23 protein-coding genes and 1 other RNA gene are annotated in these 24767 nt (G+C 37.4%); 17 read left to right on the top strand and 7 right to left on the bottom strand.

What is annotated here, in order from left to right; genetic code table 11:
* From RG571_RS08675 to RG571_RS08635, 9 genes are all read left to right on the top strand, one after another.
* Positions 1-752, top strand: a 752-nt coding sequence (locus tag RG571_RS08675) for a glycoside hydrolase family 88 protein (protein WP_308947625.1), incomplete at its 5' end; no start/stop codon positions are given.
* Positions 753-780: 28 nt separating this feature from the next.
* Complete coding sequence (locus RG571_RS08670; RefSeq protein ID WP_002338921.1) at positions 781-2040, top strand: ABC transporter substrate-binding protein; 1260 nt, start codon at positions 781-783, stop codon at positions 2038-2040.
* Positions 2041-2092: 52 nt separating this feature from the next.
* Complete coding sequence (locus RG571_RS08665) at positions 2093-2989, top strand: carbohydrate ABC transporter permease (RefSeq protein WP_002346402.1); 897 nt, start codon at positions 2093-2095, stop codon at positions 2987-2989.
* A 64-nt stretch (positions 2990-3053) separates the two neighbouring features.
* Entirely contained in the window at positions 3054-3869 is an 816-nt protein-coding gene (locus RG571_RS08660; protein ID WP_025478828.1) for a carbohydrate ABC transporter permease, read from the top strand.
* Between the two features lie 9 nt (positions 3870-3878).
* The gene (locus tag RG571_RS08655; RefSeq protein WP_308947624.1) at positions 3879-4541 is read left to right on the top strand and encodes a DUF624 domain-containing protein; all 663 of its coding nucleotides are present in this window, start codon (positions 3879-3881) and stop codon (positions 4539-4541) included.
* 205 nt (positions 4542-4746) lie between these two features.
* The gene (gene alsS / locus RG571_RS08650) at positions 4747-6411 is read left to right on the top strand and encodes an acetolactate synthase AlsS (RefSeq protein WP_002338917.1); all 1665 of its coding nucleotides are present in this window, start codon (positions 4747-4749) and stop codon (positions 6409-6411) included.
* A 12-nt stretch (positions 6412-6423) separates the two neighbouring features.
* Positions 6424-7134: an acetolactate decarboxylase gene (gene budA / locus RG571_RS08645; protein WP_002293166.1), complete on the top strand. Its 711-nt coding sequence runs from the start codon at positions 6424-6426 to the stop codon at positions 7132-7134.
* Positions 7135-7262: 128 nt separating this feature from the next.
* Positions 7263-7760 carry a GAF domain-containing protein gene (locus tag RG571_RS08640; protein ID WP_002293167.1) on the top strand — a complete coding sequence of 166 codons (498 nt, stop codon included), beginning with the start codon at positions 7263-7265 and terminating at the stop codon, positions 7758-7760.
* 185 nt (positions 7761-7945) lie between these two features.
* The gene (locus RG571_RS08635) at positions 7946-8206 is read left to right on the top strand and encodes a hypothetical protein (protein WP_002289617.1); all 261 of its coding nucleotides are present in this window, start codon (positions 7946-7948) and stop codon (positions 8204-8206) included.
* Between the two features lie 411 nt (positions 8207-8617).
* Here RG571_RS08635 and RG571_RS08630 read toward each other — a convergent pair whose 3' ends face one another.
* The 3 genes from RG571_RS08630 to RG571_RS08620 all read right to left on the bottom strand — a co-directional run bounded on the left by RG571_RS08630 (position 8618) and on the right by RG571_RS08620 (position 11345).
* Positions 8618-9154 carry a VanZ family protein gene (locus tag RG571_RS08630; RefSeq protein WP_002338913.1) on the bottom strand — a complete coding sequence of 179 codons (537 nt, stop codon included), beginning with the start codon at positions 9152-9154 and terminating at the stop codon, positions 8618-8620.
* Between the two features lie 879 nt (positions 9155-10033).
* Positions 10034-10400: a transfer-messenger RNA gene (ssrA, locus tag RG571_RS08625) on the bottom strand.
* Positions 10401-10571: 171 nt separating this feature from the next.
* The gene (locus RG571_RS08620) at positions 10572-11345 is read right to left on the bottom strand and encodes a Cof-type HAD-IIB family hydrolase (RefSeq protein ID WP_002290402.1); all 774 of its coding nucleotides are present in this window, start codon (positions 11343-11345) and stop codon (positions 10572-10574) included.
* Positions 11346-11488: 143 nt separating this feature from the next.
* On the opposite strand from RG571_RS08620, the gene RG571_RS08615 reads away from it, so the two are divergent.
* From RG571_RS08615 to RG571_RS08605, 3 genes are read left to right on the top strand one after another with little or no spacing between them, the layout of a single operon-like run.
* Positions 11489-11839, top strand: a complete 351-nt coding sequence (locus tag RG571_RS08615) for an SdpI family protein (RefSeq protein WP_002338867.1) — start codon at positions 11489-11491, stop codon at positions 11837-11839.
* On the top strand, positions 11820-12536 hold the full coding sequence (locus tag RG571_RS08610) for a response regulator transcription factor (RefSeq protein WP_002338866.1): 717 nt from the start codon (positions 11820-11822) through the stop codon (positions 12534-12536). The genes RG571_RS08615 and RG571_RS08610 overlap by 20 nt, the downstream gene beginning before the upstream one ends.
* Positions 12536-13984 carry a HAMP domain-containing sensor histidine kinase gene (locus RG571_RS08605; RefSeq protein WP_002290405.1) on the top strand — a complete coding sequence of 483 codons (1449 nt, stop codon included), beginning with the start codon at positions 12536-12538 and terminating at the stop codon, positions 13982-13984. The genes RG571_RS08610 and RG571_RS08605 overlap by 1 nt, the downstream gene beginning before the upstream one ends.
* 72 nt (positions 13985-14056) lie before the next feature.
* Here RG571_RS08605 and RG571_RS08600 read toward each other — a convergent pair whose 3' ends face one another.
* The 3 genes from RG571_RS08600 to RG571_RS08590 form a co-directional block, all read right to left on the bottom strand.
* Entirely contained in the window at positions 14057-14566 is a 510-nt protein-coding gene (locus tag RG571_RS08600) for a hypothetical protein (RefSeq protein ID WP_002308814.1), read from the bottom strand.
* Complete coding sequence (locus RG571_RS08595; protein WP_308947623.1) at positions 14556-15281, bottom strand: hypothetical protein; 726 nt, start codon at positions 15279-15281, stop codon at positions 14556-14558. The genes RG571_RS08600 and RG571_RS08595 overlap by 11 nt, the downstream gene beginning before the upstream one ends.
* Positions 15282-15452: 171 nt before the next feature.
* Positions 15453-17573, bottom strand: a complete 2121-nt coding sequence (locus RG571_RS08590) for an LTA synthase family protein (protein ID WP_258430404.1) — start codon at positions 17571-17573, stop codon at positions 15453-15455.
* Positions 17574-17801: 228 nt separating this feature from the next.
* Between RG571_RS08590 and RG571_RS08585 the strand changes: the two genes are divergently transcribed.
* From RG571_RS08585 to ybaK, 3 genes are read left to right on the top strand one after another with little or no spacing between them, the layout of a single operon-like run.
* Positions 17802-18980 carry a class I SAM-dependent rRNA methyltransferase gene (locus RG571_RS08585; protein WP_002335832.1) on the top strand — a complete coding sequence of 393 codons (1179 nt, stop codon included), beginning with the start codon at positions 17802-17804 and terminating at the stop codon, positions 18978-18980.
* 15 nt (positions 18981-18995) lie between these two features.
* Positions 18996-19754: a type I 3-dehydroquinate dehydratase gene (gene aroD, locus RG571_RS08580; RefSeq protein ID WP_308947622.1), complete on the top strand. Its 759-nt coding sequence runs from the start codon at positions 18996-18998 to the stop codon at positions 19752-19754.
* A gap of 22 nt (positions 19755-19776) precedes the next feature.
* Positions 19777-20262 (top strand): Cys-tRNA(Pro) deacylase, encoded by a 486-nt coding sequence (gene ybaK / locus RG571_RS08575; protein ID WP_002290411.1) that lies wholly within the window; start codon positions 19777-19779, stop codon positions 20260-20262.
* Positions 20263-20332: 70 nt separating this feature from the next.
* Here the strand turns inward: ybaK and RG571_RS08570 are convergent, their stop codons facing one another.
* A complete protein-coding gene (locus tag RG571_RS08570; protein WP_002335831.1) occupies positions 20333-21586 on the bottom strand; it encodes an NAD(P)/FAD-dependent oxidoreductase in 1254 nt (417 codons plus the stop codon).
* Between the two features lie 116 nt (positions 21587-21702).
* Between RG571_RS08570 and gdhA the strand changes: the two genes are divergently transcribed.
* Positions 21703-23052: an NADP-specific glutamate dehydrogenase gene (gene gdhA / locus RG571_RS08565; protein ID WP_002338862.1), complete on the top strand. Its 1350-nt coding sequence runs from the start codon at positions 21703-21705 to the stop codon at positions 23050-23052.
* Positions 23053-23163: 111 nt separating this feature from the next.
* On the top strand, positions 23164-24510 hold the full coding sequence (locus RG571_RS08560; protein ID WP_002290415.1) for a glucose-6-phosphate isomerase: 1347 nt from the start codon (positions 23164-23166) through the stop codon (positions 24508-24510).
* Positions 24511-24767 lie beyond the last annotated feature (257 nt).

Genomic DNA, 24767 nt, shown 5'->3' with positions numbered 1-24767 from the left:
GGTATTCTCCCAAATCTCAAATTATCCAAGCTTGGGGAGACTTAGATGATCCAAAGCAGCGTGGACGTATGATCATTGACTGTTTGATGAATCTGCCATTACTTTACTTTGCTACTGAGGCTACCGGAGATGAGAGTTATAAAACAGCTGCCTACAACCATGCGAAACAAACTCAAAAGTATATTGTGAGAGACAATGCTACTACTTACCATACGTATTACTTTGATGATGTTACTGGAGTGCCTAAATATGGTCGTACGCAACAAGGTTATTCAGATGAATCCTGTTGGGCGCGCGGGCAAGCGTGGGGGATCTATGGATTCACATTAAGTTACTTGTATACGGGAGACGGTTCTTTTTTAGAGACCGCCACGCAACTTGCTGATTATTTTCTACAAGAGCTTCCTGAAGATTTGATTTGTTATTGGGATCTAATATTCAAAGAAGGTAGTCAAGAGGAAAAAGATAGCTCTGCGGCAGCAATAGCTGCATGCGGATTGTTAGAACTTTCCAAACAACTGCCTGTTTCAGATCATCGTCATTTCGATTACGAAGAGATGGCAGTCAAAATCTTGGGAGAATTACAAAAAAACTATACAACGAAACAAGTAGATGGATCAAACGGGCTGCCTCTCCATGCCGTTTATGATAAAAACAGCTTAAAAGGTGTAGATGAATGTGTGATCTGGGGCGATTACTTTTATGTAGAAGGGATCACTCGTCTAGCTAAAACATGGTACTGTTACTGGTGATGTATAAGAGAAGAGGAGGATTCATATAATGAAGCGATGGAAAAAAATGATGATTGGATCAATAGTTTTAGGAATGTCACTCGTATTTGGTGCTTGTGGTAATCAAGAAGACAGTAGTGAAGAATCAGCAAATGAAATTACCGTTTCGACATGGAATTATGAAACAACACCTGAATTCAAAGCGCTCTTTGAAGCATTCGAAAAGAAAACGGGAATCAAAGTGAAAGCAGTAGATATTGCTTCAGATGATTATGATACGAAACTCACCACGATGCTTTCTTCTGGAGACACGACAGATGTATTGACGATGAAAAATCTTTTGTCGTATTCAAATTATGCTTTACGAGATCAGTTAGTCGATCAAACAGAACGAATTAGAGAATTAGACACTGATGCTGCTGAAGAAACATATGAAATGTATGATATCGATGGAAAAACATATGCATTGCCATATCGAGCGGACTTTTGGGTACTATATTACAATAAGAAAATGTTTGATGATGCAGGAATCGAATATCCAAAAAATCTAACTTGGGACGAATATGAAGATTTAGCAAAAAAACTTAGTAAAAATGACGGACAAGTTTACGGAGCATATCAACATATCTGGCGTTCGACAATCCAAGCTATTGCAGCTGCTCAAAACGAGGCGAATCTTGTTGAACCAGATTATCAATATATGACTGATTATTATGATCGAGCATTGAGGATGCAGAAAGAAGGCGCGCAGATGGATTTTGGCACGGCTAAATCAACGAAAGTAACCTATCAGTCTCAATTTGAAGAACAAAAAGCAGCAATGATGTACATGGGAACTTGGTATATGGCTGGCATACTCGCAAACAAAGAAGCAAGTAAGACAGAAGTAGAATGGGGAATTACAGCTATTCCTCAGAAGAAAAAAGGAGAATCGGTCACGACGTTTGGCTCACCAACAGCATTTGCTGTCAATAAAAACTCAAAGAAACAAAAAGCGGCGCAAGAATTTATTGAATTTGCAGCCAGTGAAGAAGGAGCAAAAGTATTAGCAGGAGTAGGAGTAGTTCCTTCATATCGTACGGATGAGATTGATCAGCTTTATTTTAATCTCGCTGGAATGCCAACGGATGAAATTTCTAAAAAAGCTTTTTCTCCTGATGAAATCAAACTTGAATTTCCGATTGATACGTATGGGCCTGCAATCGATAAGATTTTACAAGAAGAACATGACTTAGTTTTGGTTGGAGATGAAACGCCGGAAAAAGGAACGGTAAATATGGAGAAACGTGTAGCTGCGGAAAAAGAATAATCATGAAAGGAGAGAAGCCAAGAGATCAAACACTCTTGGTTTCGTCATCGAAATGGAGAATAGTATAAATAAGAAAGCTACAAATCATTTGCGTAGAAAACGAACGTGGATCGCTTATTCGTTTATCGCCCCGAATTTCATTGGTTTTTTCGTTTTTACATTAATACCAATCCTGTTTTCGCTTGTACTAGCATTTATGAAATGGGATTCTTTTTCAACGCCAGAATTTGCTGGACTAGATAACTTTCGTAAAATGGCCAACGATGAGACATTTTGGATTTCTTTGAAAAATACTTTTTTATATACCGCTGCTGTAGTGCCTGGCACACTTGTTTGTTTGTTAGGGCTAGCTTTACTACTAAATCAGAAAATTAGAGGGATGAAGCTTTTTCGTACGATATTTTTCTTTCCGTATGTTACTTCCTTAGTAGCAATTGCTGTTGTTTGGAATATGTTGTTTCATCCAACAGTGGGACCTATTAATATCTTTTTAAGACGATTTATTGAACATCCTCCAGGTTGGACTTCAAGTTCAAATTGGGCGCTTTGGGCAATTGTAATTGTCAGTATTTGGCGAGGGATGGGTTATTACATGATTCTATACCTTGCAGGACTACAAAGTATCCAAAAAGAACTATATGAAGCATCTTCGCTAGATGGAGCAAACCGTTGGAAACAATTTTTGAATGTGACATTACCTTCGTTGAGACCAACAACCTTCTTTGTAACGATCATGCTTGTCATCAATTGTTTCAAGGTGTTTGACCTTGTGCAAGTGATGACGGATGGCGGCCCTGGTCGAGCGACAAATGTGCTGGTTTACCAAATCTACAATGAAGCATTCAAAAAATTTGATTTTGGTTATGCTTCAGCTATTTCACTTGTTTTGTTCGTAATTGTTTTGGGCGTTACGGTTGTTCAATTTTCTTGGAATAAGCGTCGTACTTAGGAGGTGTGATATGGAAGAGAGTGTTCGAAATGAAAGAAAAAAAGCAAAAATTCGTTCAAAAAACATGCCCTTTATTCAATGGTTGGGTATGATTCTGCTGATTGTATTAGCTTTATTGACGATCATTCCTTTTTTATGGATGGTTTCTGCTTCATTCAAAGCAAATAATGAAGTGTTCACGATTCCGATTCAATGGATCCCTAAAACTTGGCATTTAGAGAACTATCTGGTTATTTGGTCTCGTATTCCTTTAGTAACGTTTTTTAAGAATACAGCTTTTTTAAGCGTTGTGATCACATTGATTCAGTTGTTTACTTCTAGTTTTGCTGCTTATGGGTTTTCTAAACTGAATTTTAAAGGGCGCGATATTTTATTTTTAGCATATATCGGCACAATTGCTGTCCCTTGGCAGTCTTATATGATCCCTCAGTTCATCATGATGAGAAAAGTGGGTTTGACAGATACGTTGTGGTCATTGGTGCTATTACAAGCGTTCAATGCTTTTGGTGTGTTCTTGTTGAAGCAATATTACAGTAGTATCCCAGATTTTTTATGTGAGAGCGCGCGGATCGATGGCTTATCAGAATGGGGAATCTATCGAAAGATCATTTTACCCCTTACAAAACCGGCGATTGCCAGTTTGACGATCATCACATTCGTTAATACATGGAACGATTATATGGGGCCATTCATTTATTTGTCTTCTACGGAAAATAAAACAATCCAGTTAGGGTTGAAAATGTTTATTGGGCTATTTGATGCAGAGTACGCATTAATCATGGCTGCCTCAGTTGTTTCTGTTCTTCCTGTTGCTTTTATATTTTTAGCGATGCAAAAATATTTTGTAGAAGGGATCGCTTCATCAGGAATGAAGGAATAGGAGGCGATTATGAAAGAGCAGCGTTTTGACAAAAATGTTTATATGGAATTCTTTTATTGGTTGTATGAATCATTGGCAAGTAGCCTTTGTTTTTGGTGTGTCAATTTCTTGTATATAGCAGCTGCGTTCCTTTTGTCAATAGATGGAAGGAATGTCTTTTCCCTTATTTTTTCTTTGCTTTTTATTGGTCCGGGTTGCATCGTGATGATATGCATGACAGAAGAATTAGCAAAAGAAAAAAGTTTTTCATCAGTACGTTTGTTCATAAAGACGTTTCGCCGATTTTGGCTAAAGGGATTTTTTTATTGGCTATTTGCTTGGATAGTTAGTGTGATAGCGATTTTTGATTGTTTCTTTTTTATACGTTTTTATTATGGAAAATGGTTGATTCCGTTGTTTGTTTTACTTGCTTGTTTATCAGTTTCCTTTAGCATCAACTGCTGGTATTTTCAGGTGAGAAATCCAGCGTCGAAACCAAATCAAGTTCTACGAATAGCGTTCTACTATACGTTGAAAAAATGGTATGTGAGTTTACTAGATTTTTTACTATTGACAAGTTTGTTTCTCTTCTTTTTCGTAAAGCCCCAATGGTGTATTCTACTAGGTCCTTCTATCGTATTTGGTTTGATTTACTTCAACAATCGTAAATTGATGAAAACGATGGATCTGTAGAATTTATAAATTGAAACTTTCAACCAAGAATGACAGTTTTTTATGTAAAATCTGTCATTCTTTTTCATTTTTTGAAACATATGACTAAACAAATGAAATAAAACGTGCTATACTTCTGAATGAAACAGGTTTAGAAACTGTATCACTTGTTTGTGATTATTTCTAACTAATAATTAAAAATAAAGCATAAAAAGGACGATGTTCAATGGCTGAAAAAATGAAACAAGGTTCGAAATCTGTAGTAGAAAGTTTGATTAACCATCACGTTGATTATGTATTCGGTATACCAGGCGCAAAAATCGATGGTGTATTTAATGAATTAGAGGATCAAGGTCCTGAATTAATCGTAACTCGTCACGAACAAAATGCTGCATTTATGGCACAAGCAATCGGACGTATCACAGGAGAACCAGGGGTTGTTATCGCAACAAGTGGTCCAGGTGCTAGTAACTTAGCTACAGGTTTGGTAACAGCGACAGCAGAAGGAGACCCAGTTTTAGCAATCGCCGGGCAAGTAAAACGAAGCGATCTATTGAAGTTGACCCATCAAAGCATGGATAATGCAGCGCTGTTCCAGCCAATCACAAAATACAGTGCAGAAATCCAAGATCCGGAAACAATTTCAGAAGTGATTGCCAATGCTTATCGTATGGCTAAGAGCTCAAAAAAAGGAGCGAGTTTTATCAGTATTCCTCAAGACGTAGTGGATGCGCCAGTTGAATGTAATATCATCAAGCCATTGAGTGATCCTAAATTAGGTTCTGCTTCTGCAGATGATATCCGTTACTTAGCCGAACGCATCAGGGAAGCAAAACTACCGGTATTATTAGTAGGTATGCGGGGATCAAGCGAAAAAGAAACATTAGCTATCCGACAATTAGTTGAAAAGACAGCATTGCCTGTTGTAGAGACATTCCAAGCAGCTGGAGTGATCTCACGTGAATTAGAAGCGCATTTCTTTGGTCGTGTGGGATTGTTTAGAAACCAACCAGGCGATATGCTTTTGAAACGAAGCGACCTAGTCATCGCAATTGGTTATGATCCAATCGAATACGAAGCAAGAAACTGGAACGCAGAAAAAGATGCGCGGATCATTGTGATCGATGAAGCACCAGCTGAAATCGATCCGTTTATGCAGCCTGAAAGAGAGTTGATTGGCGATATCTCAGCTACTCTTGATTTATTGACAGGTTCATTAGAGCCTCAACAAGTGTCAGAAGATGCGAAAGAATATTTAGCTTCTCTTCAAGCAAAACTAACGGAGCGGGATATTGTCCAATCAAAAGGAGAAGCAGGTATTTTGCATCCTTTAGAAGTCATCAACACACTTCAGTCAAAAGTAACAGATGATATGACCGTTACTGTAGATGTAGGGAGTCATTATATTTGGATGGCACGCCACTTTAGAAGTTATGAACCCCGACATCTGTTATTCAGTAATGGTATGCAAACGCTTGGTGTAGCATTACCATGGGCAATTTCTGCTGCACTGGTACGTCCAAATACACAAATCGTATCAGTTTCCGGAGATGGCGGATTTTTATTCTCTGCCCAAGATTTAGAAACGGCCGTACGTAAAAAATTGAATATCGTTCATTTGATTTGGAATGATGGACGCTACAATATGGTAGAGTTCCAAGAAAAAATGAAATATCAACGGGCGTCAGGTGTAGACTTTGGTCCAGTTGATTTTGTGAAATATGCAGAAGCTTTTGGTGCTAAAGGAATCCGAGCTACAAGTGTAGAGGAATTAGAAAAAGCTTTAGAAGAAGGATTTGCGACAGAAGGACCCGTAATTATTGATATTCCAATCGATTACCGTGATAATGAGAAATTGGGAGAAACAATCTTACCAGATCAATTCTATTAAGGAAGTGTCGACATGACTGAAAAAATCTTATACCAGCACGGGACATTAGGAGCTTTGATGGCCGGCTTGATGGATGGAACAGAAACGATTGCTCATATATTGGAAAAAGGAACTCTGGGATTGGGAACATTGCATGGACTTGATGGTGAAGTTATCTTTTTAGATGGCGTAGCTTATCAAGGAAGATCAGATGGCTCAGTTGTCCAATTAGATGGAAGTGAACTTACCCCCTATGCAGCAATTACAGATTTTACGCCAGATACTAGTTTTTCTGTTTCAGAATCTGCAGATGGAGAACAATTGAAAAAAGACATCTTAGTAAAAGAAGATGGGGAAAATCTATTTTTAGCAGTGAAGATAACTGGATTATTCAAAAACATGCATATCCGTATCATGCCGAAACAAGAAAAACCTTATCGAAGACTAGCAAAAATTTCAGAGTCTCAACCAGAATTCCAACAAAGCAACATTCATGGAACATTAGTCGGGTTCTTTACGCCTGAATTATTCCAAGGAGTTGCTGCAGCGGGATTTCATCTGCATTTTATCGATGATACACATACATTTGGCGGACATGTAATGGATTTTGAAGTAACTGAAGGAAAAGTTGAGATTAGCCGCATCTCGTCCCTTGTACAGCACTTTCCAGTTGATGATCCGACTTTTGTTCACGAAACGATTGATTATGCTGATTTAGCAGCAGAAATCCAACAAGCAGAATAAAAAAAACAGCGAGATGCGTTTAAGGTAAACAACCTAACGTATCTCGCTTTTTTGAGAAGCAAACCTAGCGTTTACCAAAAAACTGAGCTATAATCTTTTCCATAGATTAAAAAGGAGCGGTTTTTATCATGTGGACAGAAAAACAGAAAAAAGATGCATACGAAATTCTATTATTACAGCAACAAGGATTATTAGAAGCAGAAGATAACTGGTTAGCAAATTTAGCAAATTCATCTGCATTGCTGAATGAAACATTACCTGAGACCGTCTTTGCAGGATACTATTTATTTGATGGTAATGAATTGATTTTAGGACCGTTCCAAGGGCGAGTTTCCTGCACACGTATCAAGATGGGAAAAGGAGTTTGTGGAGAGTCAGCTGAAAAACAAGCGACATTGATCGTTGACGATGTCAAAAAACATGAAAATTATATTTCCTGTGATTCAGCCGCACAATCAGAAATCGTTGTACCAATGGTAAAAGAAGGTCATTTAATCGGTGTTTTAGATATCGATTGCGGAGTAACGAAAGGGTACGATGAAATCGATCAAGCATTTCTAGAAAAATATGTAGATCTTTTATTAGCAAATTTTAATATAAATGCTTTTTCATTTATTAATAATTAAAATTGACTATTGAAACAAAAAAGAAGAGAAATCAAAAATAAAAAGAGCCGGAAAGACAGTGGGCATATCTGTTTTTCGGTTTTTTTATTTTTTTATAAAATCACAAGTGTTATTGGTTTTCATAATCATATTTTAATGGTATTATCATTTTAAATAATGAAAAAAACATTAAGGATGGATGAAATATGAATAACGAAACTATCATTTTAGGGAAAAAATATATTTGCCAACCTATTGGCTTGAAACAAAAAGTGGTTGGAGAAGTAATCAGTAAATTAGAAAATTGTGTTGTGATCTGCGTAGACGAATATCATGACGTCGATCGCAATGAAATATTAGAAAAATGCGGAAAAGTAGTGGCAAAATACACTCACGTTTATGAGTTGGAAACGACAGAATATCTATATAATTACAGCAATAAATATGAACATACTTTAGTTTCATAAAGATTTTAAATAAAGTGCCTTCAAAAGCGAGAAGTCCAAGCTTTTGAAGGCACTTTATTTAGTTGGCGTTGTTTTTTATATGTCTCTTTTCTTTTTAAGTGGCACAATAATTGTAAATTTTCTTTAATTGGTTCTCTATGCAACCTGAATCTAGTTCAGTATATAAAAACTAGTTTCGTTTGCTTCACTGTCAGAAATTCTCCTTCGCTTCTTTTAGATTATATATAAGGTATCTCTAAAGTCCTTTTACTTGCCAAAATTTAATAACAAATAAAGTATAATGATTATAGCTTCTCTAATTTCACTTAATTTAATTGTAGACATTATTTTTAAATAACTAACATAATCATTAAAAAAGTTTTTGTCATATCCTCAAGTACTTGTTCTAGCTTCCAGTATATGTTTCTATTTTTATCTTATTTTTTTATTTAAACTAAAAGACGTAATTTCAAATGAAAATTTATTGAATAAAGATTCCATTATTATAGTGCCCACAACGAAACCAGCAGCATTTGCAATAACATCTCCTACATCAAATATTCCTAAATGAAAAACATATTGCGCTATTTCAATTAACCAGATACCCAAAACCACTATGCCTAGATGTTTTTTATTTAATGATAGTATCCAGCCTAATGGTATAAACATGATTATATTCAGCATCACGATTATCGCATCCCCATTGATAAAATCAGAAAGAAATGATAAAGGATTGGATTCTAGTCCTCTTATTCCAATGTTTTTTAAAAAGAGCAGATAAATTAATACTAAAAAATAAAGAATATAAAATCCAATGATTACTTCCTTATAAATTTTCTTTGTAAAAAAACTTAGTAAAAAAATATAGAGAAAAAAAGTAATAATTATTATTTGGATAAATGGAATCCAAAAATCAACATCTCCACTAGGAGGAAAAATAGAGAGTGAGTAAAAATAAAGATATTTCATGTAAAACCATCTGGAAAACAAAAACGATAAACATAGTAATGAAACATTTAAAAATAACAATTTTATTTTAATTTTTATGCTATTAATAGTAGAATTCTCCTTTCAAATTTGTTTCTATTATTATAACAAAAAAACATAAAGGAGCTATACTATGAAAAATATATGAAAAAAACTATCGCTCGCATTTTTAATACTAAGTTTTTTTCTGCAACAGTTGTAAACGCTGCTACCGCTATGACATATAGTGGGACTGGTATTTGGTCATGGAGATCTGTCAACAGTGGTCTACTTCAACTACACGTTCGTATACTGTTAGGCATAATCTAACTAGACGGAGTGCTGGAGCATCTACTGTGTTGAATGTTGCTATTGCACGGCAGAAACTGATAGGCTCAACTATAGTTTCTTCTAGGAATTTTTCTGGAACTAGCAACGGTACTTTCACAAGTTCATTAACTTCTGGTACGTATTTTCTTCGATTTGAAAGTAATGAGCGGGCCAAAACATTTGACATAAATGGAAGTGTCACGTATTAATAATATTCTATCTCCTTAAAAAAATTCTATAAATGACCAGTAAAAGTACAATTGGCCGTTCATTTTACTGGTTATTTCTAATGTTTTCTAAATAGATACTCATTATTTATGGTAATTTTTGATTGGTATTTTTTTATAGGAACTAATAAAGTTAAAACGGATAAATCTATAAAGAAAATTATTGAAGGAAAGACTGTTGACAAAGAAAAACTAAGTGTGACAATATACGCGAAATTCTAATTGTTAAATAAAAAGCAAAAAATTCAAATTTATTTTAAGCCAAAATAAAAAAACGTTGATTTATCAACGTTTTTTACAGTATCTATTAGTCTCAACCATACATATATGGAGACGGCGGGAGTCGAACCCGCGTCCAAACACATCGCCACTTAAAAATCTACGTTCATAGTCAACTCATTTGAGGTTTCGCTTTACAGCTTGCCGAGTGACAGGCATTCTGTATCGCTAGTCTGATATTCTCTTTTTCAACTTACAGACGGAAAGTTGAAACGTATCCCACTAAAGTTAGGACCCTTACTCGAGCACATGGGCGATGCCGAGAGGATCTACGCTAACTGTTTTTAGGCAGCTAAAGCGTAAGAGTTGTTTTCGTTTTTAGCAGTTATATTTAACTGTAACGTTTTTACGTAGACGTAACCTACGAAACGCAATTCAAGCTCGACTGTGCCTGTCGAATCCGTAACGTCCCCGTTAGCTAACAAGGGTTACGTGTATTTTTCATACAAAATCAGTATAGCACATCTTGGGATAAATTCAATAAAAAAGTGGATGATACCCCATTATTTATATAAAAACTGTCCCTTTCTTAAGAAAAAATAAGTGATTTTTTTTAGAAAGGGTCCAGTTCCGAAAAAATATCCTTAAATCAGATCAAAATGCTTCAATGCGTGGACAATACCGCCTTCTGTATTTTTCTTTGTAATGAAAGTAGAAAGCTCTTTTAATCCATCATAGGCATTGCCCATAGCGATTTTGTTGTCGCAAGCTTCCAACAAGGCAAAATCATTCGGACCATCGCCAAATCCAAAAGTAGGAACTTCTTCTAATTGAAGTTCTTTCTTCAGTCGTTTGACACCTGCGCCTTTTGAGATTCCTTTCTTCACTGTATCAATCGAGTAAGGACCATTCCGATAAAAAGTTAGCTCAGGAAAATGTTCATGATAGTATTCGTCACCCGATTGAGATAAGATAAGTAACATATTTACTGTATTGTCTTTAAAGCCTAGAGGATCTATTTCCGGCACATCTGAATGGATAAAGTCATAAGCATCGATCATTGTTTGGCTATGACCGGTACACCAGATTTTCTGGTCGTTATAGTAAGAAAGTTCGTGCCCATTCAACTGTACATGATCATACATTTTTTGACATTCTTCTGAAGAAAATGTCTGAGAGTAGATTTCTTCACCGTTTACTCGAATGAAAGAACCGTTCATGGTGACTGCAGAAGTAATGCCCGCATCTTCCATGATCGAGTGGATTTCTGCTTCTGTACGTCCTGTGGCGATGACGGGAAGAACGTTGTTTTCTTTTAATGCGTTCATAGCTTTTGCCACTTCGGGTGTGATTTTTGACTTCGCATCTAGTAATGTTCCATCAAGATCAAAGAAAGTGATTGCACGATAATTTGACACAAATAAAACTCCTTTTTTATTGGAATAAGTTTATCTTAACAAAGAATGAACAAAAGACAAACCTTTCGTGAAGAATTCCTGAACATATTGGTTCAGTCAATAATATAGAGTATACTATAAGAAGAGAATTTAGGAGGGAAAGAATGATTTTTTTCAGTATTGGTATCTTATTCTTAATAATTGGCAGTCTTTTTCGGATTCTGCCCTCAAAAGGAAACCTGCCTTTTTATGGGTACCATTCGCCTCTTGCCGCAAAAACAGACGCTCATTGGCGACTAGCACAAAAGACAAGCGGGAACTGGTTTTTCCTTATGGGCTTACTGATGACATTGATCGGTTATTATTTAAAGATATCTGGACATACGAATTATTTTTTGATCGAAATGCTATTATTGGTATTTCCAATTATGCCCATTTTTATTATGACAGAAAAAAAATTACAGAGATATGACCTGAAAACTGGAGGGAACGATAATGAATATTTTAATGATTGAAGATAATCAATCTGTTTCTGAAATGATGCAGATGTTTTTCTTAAATGAAGGTTGGGAAGCAACCTTCAAATATGATGGAAAAGAAGGGCTCGACGCCTTTTTAGAAAACCCCCAACATTGGGACATGATTACATTGGACTTGAATTTGCCTACAATGGACGGCATGCTAGTAGGAAGAGAGATCCGCAAAGTTTCAAGCACAGTGCCGATTATCATGCTGACAGCTAGAGATTCTGAAAGTGATCAGGTGATTGGCTTAGAGATGGGGGCAGATGATTATGTGACAAAACCTTTCAGTCCGCTGACGCTTATTGCTCGAATGAAAGCTTTACATCGCCGTAGCGAGTTGGCAGAAGCAAGAGAAGAAGTAGCGGTTTCAGATGATCATTTTGATATTGAGACCAGTCATTTCAAGATGAATACGAAAACACGAGAAGCATATCTGGACAATCGGCCCATCGAAGGCTTGACGCCTAAAGAATTCGATCTATTGTTTACTTTAGCAAAAAAACCACGACAAGTATTTTCTCGGGAACAGTTGCTTGAACTAGTCTGGGATTACCAGTATTTTGGTGATGAACGGACAGTAGATGCCCATATCAAGAAATTGCGTCAAAAAATTGAAAAGGTCGGACCACAAGTTATCCAAACTGTTTGGGGAGTCGGCTACAAATTTGATGATTCTGGTGTTGCCTAATGCGTTATTTGTATCAGCAACTCTTAGCTTTTTGCGGAATGGTCGCGTTGATCTTATTGATCGTCGGAGTTTCTTTTACGCAACTGACAAAACAGACGATTGAAGAAAACAATTATCAGCAACTGTTTGGATATGCTGAATCAGTTGAAAAGACAACGCAAACCTATGCCGATACACTTCCGCAGTTTAGTCAAGATCAGGCATTTCAAAATGCATTGCTGCTGACGGAGCAAGTACTGACAGAACAAAATGTGAATTTTATATTCATCGACAAAAATGAACGTGTCATTTATCCGACCAATACAGCATTGCTGAACTTTACCTTAACAACGGATCAATGGAAAAATCTGAGGAGTGGGCGTCAAGAGAAATTCACATCAAATAAAAACATTTTAGGGCAAGCACAGGCGACCTCTTACGCACTTGTACCATTCAATTTGAATCATGAATTCTATGGAGCACTTGTAGTCAGTCAACCTGCGCGAAATATCGATAACAGTGTTCGTCCAATTACACTGAACCTGTTCAAAGGTTTCATTTTTTCCAGTATTGTGGCGGTCATTGCCAGTTATGCTTTTGCAGCATTCCAAGTCAAGCGGATCAATCGTTTAAGGAATGCGACGAAAGAAGTGACGAATGGCAATTTTGATGTACAGCTTCCCGTACATGATAAAGATGAATTTGATGAGTTAGCAGATGATTTCAATAAAATGACGAATTCACTGAAAGAATCTCAAGCAGAAATCGAAGAACAAGAAAATCGTCGAAGACAATTCATGGCAGATGCTTCCCATGAGATGAGAACACCTCTTACGACAATCAACGGTCTTCTGGAAGGGTTGGAATACAATGCAATCCCTGAGAATCAGCGAGAAAACGCGATTAAATTGATGAAGAATGAAACAGAGCGTCTGATCCGTTTAGTAAATGAAAATTTGGATTATGAAAAAATCCGTACGAATCAAATCAGTATGGTCATTAAAAAATTCAATGGTACAGAAACATTGAGGAATATTGTTGCCCAGTTAGAAGCTAAAGCAGAGGCAGCAGGGGATACGTTGACACTGAAAGCCGATGATGATATCGATGTTTACGCGGATTATGACCGTTTTGTCCAAATCATGGTCAATATTATTCAAAACGCGATACAATTTACCGAAAACGGCCAAATCATGGTCACCCTGGAAAAAGGCTATCTTGAAACGATCATCACGATCGAAGATACGGGAATTGGAATGTCTGAACAACAAATGAAAAGTATATGGGATCGCTATTATAAAGTAGATCCTTCAAGAAAAAATACAAAATATGGTGAATCAGGATTAGGTTTACCAATCGTGCAGCAGCTTGTTCGCCTGCATAAAGGAAAATTAGAAGTAGAAAGCGAACTAGGAAAAGGAACGAAATTCACTGTTCGTTTGCCTGACGTAGAAATCAAAGAAGAGTAAAAAAACAAGTGATATAAAAGATCATGAATCGATCTTCTATATCGCTTGTTTTTTTATTATAAAATGCCTGATTTAACCCGCAGGCTCTAAACGATCAATGTAAGGACTCTGGGCAATAGTAGCGTCATGCGTAAAGAGTAAGATACCTTGATTTTCTTCATGAGCTAAATAAGAAAGCAAGTGGAGCAGTTCTTGAATCTCCAATATGCTAAGTTCATCAAATGTATCTTCAATAACAATATTGTTTCGTTTGGAAAGCAACGCATGAAGCAATTGAAGCTTTACTTTCTCAAAAGGCGTAAGCTCAGTCGCCGCACAATTAAGTAACGAAGAAGAGATATCAAGTTTTTCTTGATAGGCTAAACGATCTTGTTTGATTCCCTTTTCTGGTAAATCTAACAGCACATGGTCTTTGAGCTTTAGGTAAGGAAACATTGGCCAATCTTTTTGAACGATGGCGAAATTTTCCAGATTAGCAACTAGAACTTCTTTTTTTAAATGTTCCAATATCTTATCCTGTTTTTCGAGGGGACACAAGATAACGGTCAAATGGTCAGCGTTAATCAAATATTCAGGTTTCATTACGTTTAGACCTCCTGCTTTGCAAGTGATGGATAAAAAAAGTGAATGGCAATAGGCTGAGAATTAGACAGCACCCGCTAAGTCCAACAAGTGTTTGGGCAAAGCCTCTAAGAATATCTGTGAAAAACAGATCATTTTGAAAATCGATAGTAAAGAAAGTCTGCTGATCCATCGGAATCGTAAGTCCGCTTACTGAAGTCAAGATATCACGGATATCTGGCAGCTCAGCAGTCTTTAAGACAAGAAAATTGATCCTTTGAAGCAGTGTTTCATAAACCGACTGGAAGCTGACGATCCACAATAAAACCAAGATACAACAAAGAAAGAGAGGAAAGAACAGCTGCCAAAAAATAAAAAGGAACAGTTTGGCTTTAGAAAGACCAATCAGGCGCCAATTCATCAATTCTTGCTGGTTTTGCCTGAGTGAATAGTAAAAGAAAAAGATAAAAAAGAAGGCAAATAGAAAAAATAAACTGAATATGCCTTTTAGATAAAATCGGCTAGCTAATTCTAAAGCCGGAAGAAGCTCCGTAGATGCAGAAGCACCAATAAATGAAAGCCGATCTTGGACTTGATTCGCTAAAGCCGATTGCAAATGGTAGAGAGTCAGGCATGCTATCAATAAAAAAGCAGAAAAGCTTGAAAATAAACAATAGAGTATTGTCTGCTTTTTGTAATAAATTAATCGAGCAGTAGCATAGCGGATCATTTTCATACTTTTCACCTCTATAAAAAGTATAAAAAATGAATATGAATAAAGTATGAAATTCCTTTAGTAAAATCACGAATTAAAACCAAAACCAGGAAACCTCTTGCAAAAAGCAAGAGGTTGTGAAAAAAGAGCTGCGACAAGATGTTTGTCGCAGCTCCTTTCAGATTTGTTTTATCATTCGGAAGAACTTGTGGTCGTTCCGTGAAGTTCTTGATACGTTTGTGTTTTATAAAGATCCACAGTTGATTGTCCGTTGTGTTGACTAAAGACACTAGTTGATTTGTCACCTAGAGATTTTTCAGCTTCTTTTAATTTCTCTAAACCATTCTTGTAGTCATAATCACTGGTATCAATTGGGTCTAATCCACTATTCGTATAGAAACGAAGAAGATCACCGTTATTGATTTGATCAGAAACAGCTAACTGTTTATCAACTTTTTCTTTGAGTGAATCAATTTCATTCTGTACTTCCTCAGTAGGTTCAGTAATGGCTTCACCAGTTTCGTTACTGTAGATGGTACCACCGTAGTAAGTATATTTTGGAGTAACAAAATCGCCATCACGGAAAGAAACAAGCTGTTCATGATCTTTCGAGAATAGATCTTGTCCTAACTGAATATAATTTTTTGTATCTACACCTAGTAAATGGAGCAGTGTAGGCAAAGCATCAACTTGGCCGCCATAAGTGTGATTGATCCCGCCTTGTGTTTGTCCAGGAATATGGATCATATAAGGGACACGCTGCATTTGTGCATTGTCATAATTTGTCCAAGTAGAACTTGTATTTCCAACTAATTCAGCTAGATTTTTATTTCTAGAATTCGAGACACCATAATGGTCACCGTAAAGAACGATAACTGAATTATCATACAAGCCGCTTTCTTTCAAATAGTTGAAGAATTCTTGTACGGCAGTGTCTAAATAATTGGCTGTCGCGAAGTAACCGTTAATCGTCTCATCGTTTGTATTGGCTAACGGGAATCCAGCTTCGTCATTGGTGAATTTCGAATAAGGATAATGGTTAGATACAGCAATGAATTTTGAATAAAATGGTTGTTGCAGACGTTCCAAGTATTGTACAGATTGTTGGAAAAATGGTTTATCATGCAAACCGTATTGGAACGAATTGTCATCATTAACGTCATAATAAGAAGAATCGAAGAAATAATCATATCCTAAATTCTTATAGGTCTCGTTTCGATTCCAGAATGTGCCGGCGTTCCCATGAAACACGGCACTCGTGTAGCCTTCTGTTTGACTTAAAATATCAGGTGCAGCTTGGAAAGTATTTTTTCCGCCTAATTGTGTGAACAAGGAGCCTTGATTCAAGCCAAACAATGAATTTTCCATCAGCGTTTCCGCATCACTTGTTTTTCCTGCTTTTACTTGATGGAAAAAGTTGTCAAAACTGAACGTGCTGTTGCTGTGATAAAGACTATTGATGAAAGGTGTAACTTCATGTTGGACACCATTCTCATCTGTCAATTTATAATCGATCAAGAATTGTTGGAAGCTTTCTAAATGGATATAAATCACATTTTTTCCTTTAGCAAGTCCAAACAAATCATCATTTGGTGCTGCGTAATGTTCTTTTACATAATTTTCTACTTCTTTCATATCATTGGGGCTTGCTTCTGCCCGCACTTGGTTTGTCTGGTAAGTTTGAACGCCGTCGTAAACCATGAAAGCATTCAAGCCAAGATATTTGACCAAATAATCCCGAGAGAATGTACGAGTCAATAATTCTGGACGATCAGCTTCCGCCATAAAAAGATTTCCTGAGAAAATCATAACGGCTAATGTAGAGATCGCAAAAGCCATTCTTGCTCGAATCGGACGAGGGTCCAACTTGATTTTTTTGGCGATCAGTAGAACAGTCAAGATAATGAAATCGATCCAATAGATCACGTCATATGGGCGAAACAGTCGAATGGCACTTTCTCCCAGACCACTTGCTACTTTCCCAGCACCTAAAATCGTGTTGATCGTAATGAAGTCCGTGAATTCTCGATAATAAGTGACATTCGAAAAAACAAGCAATGTCAAAAGAAAATAAATGACCATCATCGTGATATAAGCAACTCTAGGGCGTCTGATATAAAGAGCAATTCCAAGTAATAACAGTGTAGTTGCAATAGGATTGATAAACAAGATAAAGTATTGAATGCCACTTTCAATTCCGAGATGGAAATCGACCAAATAGGCAAAAATCGTTTTCAACCAAAGTAAAACGACTAGTAAAGAAAAAAATCCGAGCCTCTTATTCAAAAAGGCAGGTGTTTTTATATATTTCAAGATAATCTTCCTTTCTGCACTTCTTAATCACAGAAGTGTCATGAAACCATGTTACACAGCTCACTTATTCTCATTTATTTTACTAGTATGACAATATAGTGTCAATTGAAACCAGAACTTTGTGCTGTTTCATTAAGTTTTTCTTTAAGCTTGATGAAAAAGGAGCAGTAAGACAAGACCTATGTTTTTTGTTATACTTGAGAAGAGAAAGCTAAAGCAGGTGAAGGAATGAAAGTACAAGTAAAAAAAAGAGCAAGCAGTCGATTAAAAAAAGGATATCCACTGATCCAAAAAGAAGACCTTGCACATCCCCAAAAAGAAACCACGCAATGGGTGGAATTAGTTGATCCGCAAAACCAATTTATCGCAAAAGGATATCTAGGAAAGCAGAATAAAGGGATCGGTTGGGTATTGAGCCAGCAGGATATCCCATTTGATCAATCATTTTTTGAAGAACTTTTTGTGAAGTCAAAAGAAAAAAGAACTTTCTTTTTTTCAGATGATTCTACTACCGCTTTTCGTATATTCAATGGAGAAGGAGACGGAATCGGCGGTCTGATTATTGATTATTATGCAGGTTATGCTGTTTTTTCTTGGTATAACGAGACGTTATATACACATCGTGAATTATTGATTCAAGCTTTTCGTGAAATCTATCCGGAAATCATCGGCGGATATGAGAAAATTCGTTTTGAATCAGTGAATCTGCCTGAGAGCCAGTTCATTTACGGAAAAGAGGCACCGGAGCCCTTGGTCGTAAAAGAAAACGGAGTAAAATTTGCCGTTTATTTGAATGAAGGATTAATGACTGGTATCTTTCTAGACCAAAAAGAAGTACGGGGATCATTAGCAGAAGGTTTCGCTTCTGGGAAAACAGTTTTGAATATGTTTAGTTATACCGGCGCCTTTTCTGTTGCTGCCGCAATGGGAGGGGCAATCGAAACGACAAGTGTCGATCTAGCAAAACGCAGTTTGAAAAAAACACAGGAACAGTTTGAAGTGAATGGCCTGGATGTCGATCAGCAAAAAATCATTGTTATGGACGTATTCGAGTACTTCAAATACGCAAAAAGAAAACAATTTTTATATGACATGATTGTATTGGATCCACCAAGTTTTGCCAGAAACAAGAAAAAAGTCTTTCGCGTAGCAAAAGATTATGGGGAACTGATCAAGGATAGTCTGGATATTTTAGCAGAAGATGGGATACTTATTGCGTCTACAAATGCTGCGAATGTCTCGATCGAACAATTCCAAACAATGATCGAAGAGGAATTCCATGCCAAGAATGTTTCTTTTGAACAACTTGCTTTATATCGTCTGCCAAAAGATTTCCAGACGACGGATACCTTTTTAGAAGGCAATTATCTGAAAGTGTTTGTTTATCAAATTAAAAATAACCATTAGAAGGAGCGATGCAGAGTGGTTCGGATAAAGGGATTGAATATAGGAAGCGGTAGACCAAAGATTTGTGCGCCTCTTATCGGAGCCGTCCGAGAGGAAGTATTACGTGAAGCAGTTCTTGCACGTGAAGCAGGGGCCGACTTAGTAGAATGGCGAGTCGATCATTATCGTAAGGTTTTTTCTTTTGATGAAGTTGCAGAAACATTGGTTCTTATCCATGAGATGCTTGATGGATTGCCGTTATTATTTACGTTCCGTACCTTAGCTGAAGGCGGAGAACAAGACATATCGATCCGTCAGTATCGCGATCTTTATGAACATGTGATACACACTAGATTAGTAGATATGGTCGATATCGAGTTGTTCAAAGTTGAAAGTTTAGGGAAAGGACTGATAGAGGAAATCAAATCTTTAGATATCCCTTTGATCATCAGTAGTCATGATTTTAAAGAAACACCAGCTGACCCTGTCTTGCTTTACCGACTGAATGTCATGGAACATTTTGGCGCTGATCTTGGAAAGTTGGCAGTGACTCCCAACAATGAACGAGATGTTTTGCGGTTGATGGAGTTGACTAGACGGGTAAATGCTTTTGTCTCCATGCCTATCATTACGATGTCTATGGGCGATCTGGGGAAAATTTCTCGTCTGGCTGGCGGAACGACAGGATCCGTCATGACGTTTGGTTCCTTAAGCAGTGATTCTGTTTCTGCTCCAGGACAATTACCGGTCAAAGCATTGAAGCAAATTATCCAATTATTAAATGAACCGTTGTAGAACAAGTTTGAGGTGATATTTTTTGGCAAAGAAAAAAATAGTAAAAACGAATGCGATCCGTATGGTCGAACAAAAAAAGATTCCCTATACAGAACACGAATATGAATGGGACGAAAACCACCTAAGTGCGTCCTCTGTCGCCGAACAGCTCCCAGAGAGCCAATCTCGTATATTTAAAACACTGGTTGCTGTGGGCAATGTGACGGGGCCTCTTGTTGCTGTGATACCAGGAGAAGCCGAATTGAATCTAAAAAAATTAGCAAAAGTTTCAGGGAATAAAAAAGTAGAAATGCTTCATTTGAAAGATTTGGAAGCAACGACCGGATACATACGTGGTGGCTGCTCGCCTATAGGAATGAAAAAACTATTTCCTACTTATTTAGATCAAATCGCAGAAAACTATGATCAAATCATTGTATCAGCTGGCAGAAGAGGGCTGCAGATGGAATTAGCTCCTCAAGATATCTGTGCATTAACGAGCGGACAATTTGCAGATATAAAACAATAAATCATACGTATAAAAGAAAGAAGGAGGCCGGGATGTTGTTTGCCCAGTCTCCTTCTTTCTTTTTTATACATTATGCTCTTTGCCCAGCATTCATTCCTGCTACATGTCCTGTAGCGAAAGCCGCTGTGATATTAAAGCCGCCAGTATAACCATTGACATCCAGTAATTCTCCGGCAAAATACAGACCATCAATGATTTTACTCTCCAACGTTTTAGGATGAATTTCCTTTAGAGAAACCCCTCCGCCAGTTACAAATGATTTCTCAATAGGAAAAGTCTTGTTGATTGATAGCTTAAACTCTTTGCATAATTGAACGAAATCTTGAATTTGTTTTTGAGAGGCTTGTTGTCCTGTTAGGCTGTCCATTTCAAGCCGCTCAAGAAAGAAAACCAACAATCGCTCAGGTAATAGACCGTGCCAAGCATTTACTAAGTTCTTTTTGGTGGCTTTACTTTTTTCTGTCAATAAATGAATAAGCTCTTGTTTGGTTTGTGTAGGGAAACAATCCAGAGAAAGCGTCACTGGTTCTCCCGTTTTCTCTAATTCTTTATTGACAAAACTTGAACAACGCAGTGCAGCCGGACCAGAAATACCGAAATGGGTGAAAAGCAAATCCATCGTATGTTCAGTCAATACACGGCCTTTTTTATTTAGAACACGTAAAGTGATGTCCTGTAAAGAAAGCCCTTGAAGTGTTTTCTCTTGAATATACGGTTCATCCGATATCAAGGGGGACTCTGTCGCATAAAGAGGCGTCACCGTGTGACCTACTCGCTTCACGATCTTGTACCCATCTCCAGTAGAACCAGTAGAGGGATAAGTCCGACCACCAGTCGTTAAGATAACGGCAGGAGCATGGAACTCTTCGAATTCCGTGCGTATACCGTAAATTTTATGTTCTTTGTGGATCAATTTCTCTACTCGAGTAGAGAATAGGATCGTCACATCTAGTTCTTTCAGACGATTAAGTAATGCTTCGATAATCGTTTTTGATTTATTTGTCACAGGAAACATCCGTCCATGATCCTCTTCTTTTAAATGTACGCCTTGTGATTCAAAGAAGTTCATGATATCGAAATTATTCCATTGCGCAAATGTACTATATAAAAACTTTCCATTTCCAGGAATATGTGCGATTAAATCATCAACAGGACGATTATTCGTGACGTTACACCGACCACCACCTGTCATCAGTAGTTTTTTCCCTGCTTTTTTGTTTTTTTCAATCAAAAGTACGCGTGCGCCTTGTTCAGCTGCACTGATCGCTGCCATCATCCCGCTTGTTCCAGCGCCGACTACGATCACATCATACAGTTTTTCCATTCCCTCACCTCAAGGAAAGTGTAGCATATTTGAAGAAAGAAAACAGAAAAAAATGTTTTGAGCCAAAAGAGAAAATGAGCTAAAATGAGGGAAGATAAGCAAAGGAGCGTGGAACGATGACAAACGCAACAGAATATGTTCAAGCAATTCAAGAAAAGCTACATCAAAAGGATCAAGGACAAGAAGAATTTTTACAAGCAATCGATGAATTTATGCCCACAGTAATGTCTTTTTTGGACACTCATCCCGGATATATCGAAAAGAATATTTTAGAACTTTTAACAGAACCAGAAAGAATTATTCAATTTCGAGTACCTTGGCAAGATGATAAAGGAAACTGGCGAGTAAATAGAGGCTATCGTATCCAATACAATTCAGCTATCGGCCCTTATAAAGGTGGATTACGCTTCCATCCCAGTGTCAACCTAAGTATCTTAAAATTTTTGGCTTTTGAACAGATTTTCAAGAATAGTTTAACTGGTCTGCCAATCGGTGGAGGAAAAGGTGGGAGTGATTTCGATCCTAAAGGGAAATCTGATAATGAAATCATGCGTTTTTGTCAAAGTTTCATGTTGGAATTGTCAAAACATATCGGGCCATCGATTGATGTTCCTGCGGGAGATATCGGTGTAGGAGCTAGAGAAATCGGCTATTTGTTCGGCGAATATAAACGATTGAAAAAATATGATACTGGTGTGTTGACAGGTAAACCTCTAGATTTCTGGGGAAGCAAGATACGTACAGAAGCGACTGGATATGGATTAGTGTATTATGTCAAACATCTATTGAACGAAGAAAAAGATTCATTTAATCAAAAAATAGTTTTTGTTTCCGGAAGTGGGAATGTAGCCATTTATGCAATCGAAAAAGTGCAAGAGCTAGGCGGGAAAGTGGTTACATGTTCAGATTCCAACGGGTACATCTATGATCCAGAAGGAATAGATGCGAAACTATTGAAAGAAGTCAAAGAAATCAATAGACAACGTTTGACGGAATACGCGAACCAACGTCCTTCTGCTGTTTATCATGCTGGAGAATCTGTTTGGACATTGAAAGAAAAGGCGGATATCGCTTTGCCATGTGCTACTCAAAATGAAATAGACGAAAGCTTGGCTGAAATCTTAGTAGAAAATGGGATCAAAATCGTAGCAGAAGGCGCTAATATGCCATGTACAGTAAAAGCTGTTTCTGTTCTTCATGAAGCAGACGTGTGGTATTGTCCAGGAAAAGCTGCTAATGCTGGAGGTGTGGCAGTATCTGCTTTAGAAATGAGTCAGAACGCCCAGCGATTGACTTGGGAAAGAGAACAAGTGGATGAGCAGCTGGATCAAATCATGGAAAAGATTTACCATACGTGTCGCCAAACAGCCGCTAAGTATGGCGATGAAAAGAACTTGCTTCTTGGAGCAAATGTTGCTGGATTTGAAAAAGTTGCCAAAGCAATGACAGCAGAAGGTTTAGTTTAAAAAATGAAACTTTCTTGGAAATATTGTCAGCATTTTGTTTATTTGCTTGAAAAATAATAAAAAAAAACGTAAAGTATTACCTGTAGAGTAAACCTATAAGGAGGAGAACAAATGGCACACATTCATTTTGACTATTCAAAAGTAGCACCGTTTGTCAATGAACATGAGTTAGGGTACATGCAAAGCCAAGTAACAGCAGCCCACAACGAATTACGGGAAGGAACTGGTGCAGGAAGCGACTTCCGCGGCTGGATCGATTTACCAACGAACTATGACAAAGAAGAATTTGCACGTATCAAAGAAGCAGCTAAAAAAATCCAATCTGATTCTGAAGTATTAGTTGTTATCGGTATCGGTGGTTCTTATTTAGGCGCTCGTGCAGCGATCGACTTCTTGAATCACACATTCTTCAATCTATTAGATAGCGACACACGCAAAGCACCACAAATCTTCTTTGCCGGAAATTCAATCAGTTCAACATATATCGCTGATTTGATCGAAGTAATCGGTGATCGCGACTTTTCAGTAAACGTTATTTCAAAATCTGGAACAACTACTGAACCAGCGATTGCTTTCCGTGTATTCAAAGAGCTTCTTGTTAAGAAATACGGACAAGAAGAAGCAAACAAACGTATCTACGCTACAACAGATAAAGCAAAAGGTGCAGTTAAAGTAGAAGCAGATGCAGAAGGTTGGGAAACTTTCGTGATTCCTGATGACATCGGCGGACGTTTCTCTGTATTAACGGCTGTTGGTTTGTTACCAATCGCTGTTAGTGGAGCAGATATTGACGCATTGATGCAAGGAGCTGCTGATGCAAGCAAAGCTTATTCAAGCGACAAACTAGAAGAAAACGAAGCTTACCAATACGCAGCAATGCGCAACATTCTTTACCGTAAAGGCAAAGTAACTGAGTTGTTGATCAATTATGAACCAGGAATGCAATACTTCTCAGAATGGTGGAAGCAATTGTATGGCGAATCTGAAGGAAAAGACCAAAAAGGCATCTATCCTTCAAGCGCAAACTTCTCAACTGATTTGCACTCTTTAGGACAATTCATCCAAGAAGGACGCCGCAACATTTTTGAAACAGTTGTGAAAGTTGAAAAACCTCGTAAATCAATCACGATTCCTGAACAAGCAGAAGACTTAGACGGTCTAGGCTACTTGCAAGGAAAAGAAGTGGACTTCGTAAATACAAAAGCATTTGAAGGAACATTGCTTGCTCATACAGACGGTGACGTGCCTAACTTGCTAGTCAAAATTCCAGAAATGGATGCTTACACATTGGGTTACACAATGTACTTCTTTGAAATTGCTGTAGGTATTTCAGGTTACTTGAATGGAATCAACCCATTCGACCAACCAGGTGTAGAAGCTTACAAGAAAAACATGTTCGCACTTCTAGGCAAACCAGGCTTTGAAGATCTTGCTAAAGAATTGAACGAACGCCTGTAAGATAAGGGTTTTTCGCTAGATTTAAAAAATCAGTGATAGAAACATGTTCGCTTTGAAATAAAAACTGGTACCCATTTAGGTACTTAACACATATTAGCACCGTTTATTCGGAAAAAGGGGGCTGTGACAAGAATTTTGTCACAGCCCCTTGTTCCTACGATTAGTCAAGTAAAAGATGTAATAAAAATAGCTCGTAAACAAAAGCGAAAAAATCAAGGCACACCAAATAAAGCCCCGTTCGTAAAAAAATTTTCGAT

Source organism: Enterococcus sp. FR204, from assembly GCF_031143325.1.
GTDB classification, from domain to species: domain Bacteria; phylum Bacillota; class Bacilli; order Lactobacillales; family Enterococcaceae; genus Enterococcus_B; species Enterococcus_B faecium.
The sequence above is the reverse complement of the archived record's forward strand: the minus strand, read 5'-3'. Positions and strand labels throughout refer to the sequence as shown.